The following is a 4,055-nucleotide window of genomic DNA, read 5'->3' as shown; positions in this document are numbered from 1 at the left end:
AAGTGATTTAACCTGATCATCGGTAAAGTTTTTGTGTAATTGTTTAGACATAATTTAGAACCTCTTTTCTTTTTAAGATTTAGTTCTAAATTATACCTTTTTACTGTTTTTCGGTAGTGCACTTTTGAATTTTAAATCATTAAAAAACAGTGCACTTTTGATTCTTAAATGACACTTTCAAAATAAATATTGACAAATGTTGATTAATGTTGTAATATCTTGACAAGTATTTTAACAATTTACTGGAGGTATTCCTATGGAAGAAAAAAACAATTATACAACTAAAGAAACAGCTAAATATCTTGGGATAAGTACAGCCACTATTTATCGTATGGAAAAACAAGGTTTAATATCTTCAACAAAAACACCTGGTGGACAAAGACGTTTTAGTCGAAAAACTATCGAGAAATATTTAAGGGAAAGCCAAAATTTTGAAGCACCTCAGAATCCGAGCAGATACAAAAAAACTGATTTCATAATAAAGGAAGCTGAAGCAACATATGTTGCAAAGCCAATAGCTATTCAAACTGATGAATTGTTTTTTCATACCGATTCAATATGGATATGCAATGCTGATATTTTAAAAACCAACAACATTAAAGATGATTCTATTGATTTAATCGTAACATCTCCACCATACAATGTGGATATAAAATATAATTCCCATGACGACACTATGTCTTATGATGATTATCTATCATTTACCAAAGAATGGTTAACCAGATGTTATGAATTTATTAAGGATGATGGGCGATTTTGTTTAAACATCCCCTTAGATAAAAACAAAGGTGGACAGCAAAGTATGTGTGCAGACATTACAACCATCGCAAAGCAAGTTGGGTTCAAATATCATTCAACAATTATATGGAATGAACAAAACATTTCAAGGCGTACTGCTTGGGGTTCCTGGCTTTCTGCTGCTGCTCCATATGTAATAGCACCAGTTGAGGTAATTGTTGTTCTTTACAAAAAGGAGTGGAAAAAAACAAGCGGTAGTCGTAGATCAGATATAACCAAAAAAGAGTTTATGGAATGGACAAATGGAGTTTGGAATTTCATGGGTGAGAGCAAAAAGAGGGTTGGACATCCAGCACCTTTTCCTGTTGAATTGCCAAGAAGATGTATAAAACTTTTTAGCTTTGTTGGTGATACAATACTTGACCCATTTCTGGGTAGTGGCTCTACATTACTTGCTTGTCTACAAACGGGACGAGAAGGTATAGGAGTTGACATTGACAAGAAATACTGTGAATTAGCAAAGAGACGACTTTTAACGGAAGGACAGATAAATCAACTCAAATTCGATGTTACAGTAGGGAGTAGATAATGTCAAAAAGCATAAGTGACTTAATCATGGAGTATTTTCAGAAACATCCTAAGAAAGACTTAAAACACGGACCAATCGTAGATTGGGTTACTGAGCAATACCTTAAAGAAAATCCTGAGCCGCCAAGAGATCCCTGGAGAGCCATTCGTAAACTTCATCAAGAAGGAAAATTAATCAAGATCAAGAAGGGTGTTTATCGTTATGACCCTGACCAGGTTGAAAAAGTTGAGCTATTTGATTTTCATCCAGAAATTAAAGAAGAGATTTTTAAGCGTGACAACTACAAATGTGTTGTATGTGGACGTGGCAGTAAAGATGGGGTCGAGATATGTGCAGACCATATTAAGCCTAAGGATAAAGGCGGTGATAACTCTATTGATAATGGACAAACTTTGTGCATGGAACATAATCTCATGAAGAAGAATTACTCACAGAGTGAGGCAGGAAAAAGGTATTTTATCAAGATCTATAAGCAGTCTATCGCTAACGATGATGATAAGATGGTTGAGTTCTGCAATGATGTTTTTGATATTTACGATAAGCACAGAATAAATGGACATATTAAACGACCTAATGGAAAATAATTTTGAAACCGTCATATAATACGTTAAAAAAGACTTACATCCAAACCCTTCGGGCTTCTTTTGCAATAGAACAGAAACCATCTTCTGTTTCACTGTTTCAAGTCTATTTAAAAATAAAGAGCCATTATTTGAAGAAGATAAAAGGTCTATAATTAAAATAATTTAAGAACCATTAGCTTTTATAATTTGGAAAATCCCCCAACAATCTTGTTTTTATCTGGGGATTTTTATTTTAGTAGGAATTCTTTATATAAATATATTCTTTATATTAATATCAGTATGTAAATGAATATTTATAAATATGCTATGAAGATGGAAAAAGATAGTGAAAATTATTATCGTGAACTTGCTAACCAAACAGAGGATATAGGGCTCCAGAACATTTTAAAAATGTTAACTGATGAAGAAGTTAGACATTATAATATTATCGAACAAATGATGAAAAGTAAGGCAAGTGCAGAATTAGCAGAAACGGATATATTAAAGAAGGTTAATAATATCTTTATTAAAATTAAAGGAAAAAATCTAGTATTTAACTTTGACTTACCACAGATAAATCTCTACCGCAAAGCTCAGGAAATTGAAGAAAAGAGTTATAAGTTTTATATAGAAATGAGCGATAAGGTTGAAATTGAATCGCAAAGGAAAGTATTTTTAAAGTTAGCAGGAGAAGAAAAAAAGCATATGTTTCTATTGGAAAACTTAGTTGAATTTGTTTCCAGGCCCGAGACATGGATTGAAAATGCAGAATTTAATCATTTAGATGATTATTAAGATATAAATTATTCTGAGCGATTTTGATTGTAATAACATTAGTGCGGAAAAATCTTTTTAGTTTCATTACTTATACCAAAAGTTTTGAACCTTTCCAATAGGGGGAGCCTTGACTTTTTAAGCCCTTTGGCCTTTTGCTGAAGGGCTTTTATTTACAAAAGTTGCGAAACTCGTCTAATACACTCCACCATAATAAATAATATTAAAAACAAAAAAAGAGTAAGCTAAAAAAGATGACTTTCTTTATAGCTTACCCTTTTTTATTGCCTTTTTATCTCTATTCAATTTTTCCCAACTCTACCTTCATTCCAGAGAGTTCCTTCTGTCCGATAATCTTCTTTCTGAGCTACTACTATCTCCTGCATAAACCTATCAATCCTCATCCTCTCCAGCGAGCAAGTTTCGTCGGTCGGACATCCAGATGCAAGAAGTTCTTCTTCTCGTAAAAGCCGATCCCGGCAAAATTGATCATCTCCGCATACTCTAAAAGGTCAAGGGCAGATACTCCCTCTACCTGAATATCTGCTGCCAGACCCAACAGATGATAGCTACTTTTTATCCCTCCTACTTTTTGGTTATATTCCGAACATCTATAGCCAGAGGTAATATAGATCGGCTTTTTGATTATGGCTCTAAACTCCACCAACTTCTTTAAAAGCAGCGGATGTAACATTACCCGCTTACAACAGGGACAGGCAAATTCAGATAGCTTAAAATGTGGGGCTATATCTATGTCGTTTATTTTATTTAACCTCTCCATAAGCAAACTCCTTTCACCTGTCTGCGTGCAGGCACGCACAGGCAGAGTGGTTAGTTAATTTACCAATTCACCAATATTCTCTTTGTCATTCCCGCCTGTCTGCCGCACAGGCAGGCGGAAGCGGGAATCTATTCCCCGATCAGGTCGAGGACAGGCTTTAAATATTAATCTGGATTCCCACTGCAGTTTACACTCACGAAAGTGGGTGTGGGAATGACAGGATCATTGAATTAGAGATTGCCACGCTTGTCTTTAGCAAGCGCGCAATGACCTTTAGTGTAGGGGCGTATTGCATACGCCCCCCCTACTAATTTACCCTTCTACTTAGAAAGAGCAAAAAAGAGGTGATTTTACTACAGTCATTTTAAAAAGATTTAATAATTTTTAATTTTGCTATTCCTCGTTTACGTTGGCGATTCACATTTTGTTGATTTATGCCATAGAAAGTAGCTATCTCTTCATCGGTATACCCTTCCAGATAATAAAGAGCAATAACTCTTTTTTCTCTTTCGGTTAAAAATTTATAGCCCTCTTCTAAATTATTTTTCTCTAAAACATTTTCTAATTTACTCAAAGGCAAACTCCTTTTAATTAATTTACCAATTTACCT

At 34.3% G+C, this 4,055-nt stretch carries 5 protein-coding genes and 1 pseudogene; 4 read left to right on the top strand and 2 right to left on the bottom strand.

Annotated features, from left to right (window positions below; translation table 11 throughout):
- Positions 1-256 precede the first annotated feature (256 nt).
- From COZ07_RS03625 to COZ07_RS03610, 4 genes and pseudogenes are all read left to right on the top strand, one after another.
- A pseudogene (locus COZ07_RS03625) lies at positions 257-409 on the top strand (helix-turn-helix domain-containing protein); the annotation flags it as partial.
- Between the two features lie 105 nt (positions 410-514).
- Positions 515-1,327 (top strand): DNA-methyltransferase, encoded by an 813-nt coding sequence (locus tag COZ07_RS03620; RefSeq protein WP_406607225.1) that lies wholly within the window; start codon positions 515-517, stop codon positions 1,325-1,327.
- Positions 1,327-1,911 (top strand): type IV toxin-antitoxin system AbiEi family antitoxin domain-containing protein, encoded by a 585-nt coding sequence (locus tag COZ07_RS03615; protein ID WP_406607224.1) that lies wholly within the window; start codon positions 1,327-1,329, stop codon positions 1,909-1,911. Before COZ07_RS03620 ends, COZ07_RS03615 begins: the two co-directional genes overlap by 1 nt.
- Before the next feature lie 285 nt (positions 1,912-2,196).
- Positions 2,197-2,685, top strand: a complete 489-nt coding sequence (locus COZ07_RS03610) for a ferritin family protein (protein WP_406607223.1) — start codon at positions 2,197-2,199, stop codon at positions 2,683-2,685.
- A gap of 379 nt (positions 2,686-3,064) precedes the next feature.
- On the opposite strand, the gene COZ07_RS03605 is transcribed toward COZ07_RS03610, so the two are convergent.
- Both COZ07_RS03605 and COZ07_RS03600 read right to left on the bottom strand, forming a co-directional pair.
- Positions 3,065-3,445: a YcbK family protein gene (locus COZ07_RS03605; protein ID WP_406607222.1), complete on the bottom strand. Its 381-nt coding sequence runs from the start codon at positions 3,443-3,445 to the stop codon at positions 3,065-3,067.
- 364 nt (positions 3,446-3,809) lie between these two features.
- Positions 3,810-4,019: a sigma-70 family RNA polymerase sigma factor gene (locus tag COZ07_RS03600; RefSeq protein ID WP_406607221.1), complete on the bottom strand. Its 210-nt coding sequence runs from the start codon at positions 4,017-4,019 to the stop codon at positions 3,810-3,812.
- Between the last annotated feature and the right edge of the window lie 36 nt (positions 4,020-4,055).

Origin of the sequence: Candidatus Infernicultor aquiphilus, from assembly GCF_002784285.1 — a bacterium.
GTDB lineage: Bacteria > Atribacterota > Phoenicimicrobiia > Phoenicimicrobiales > Phoenicimicrobiaceae > Infernicultor > Infernicultor aquiphilus.
The sequence above is the reverse complement of the archived record's forward strand: the minus strand, read 5'-3'. Positions and strand labels throughout refer to the sequence as shown.